Source organism: Achromobacter sp. 1014246743, assembly GCF_059760725.1.
This window is the reverse complement of sequence record NZ_JCBANA010000184.1, coordinates 1-255: the sequence shown is the minus strand read 5'-3', so window position 1 is coordinate 255 and position 255 is coordinate 1. Positions and strand designations below refer to the sequence as shown.

At 59.2% G+C, this 255-nt stretch carries 1 protein-coding gene; it reads left to right on the top strand.

The window, feature by feature from the left end:
• On the top strand, positions 1-255 hold a 255-nt coding region (locus AC6LJ2_RS30165; protein WP_498152775.1), incomplete at both ends, for a transposase.

Sequence of the window (255 nt, the reverse complement as noted above, 5' to 3'; positions counted from 1 at the left end):
GGGACCGGGTGATCCCGTTCTTTATGTTCCCCCCGGCCATCCGCAAGGTGATTTACACCACCAATGCCATCGAGAGCATCAATGCGCAGTTGCGTCGGGCGGTCAAAACCCGAGGCCACTTCCCCAGCGACGAGGCGGCCACCAAACTGCTCTGGCTGGTACTGCGCAACATTACCGAGAGCTGGGGTGGCGCCACACATGACTGGAAAACCGCCATGAACCAGTTCGCCATCATCTATGCCGAACGCTTCACTG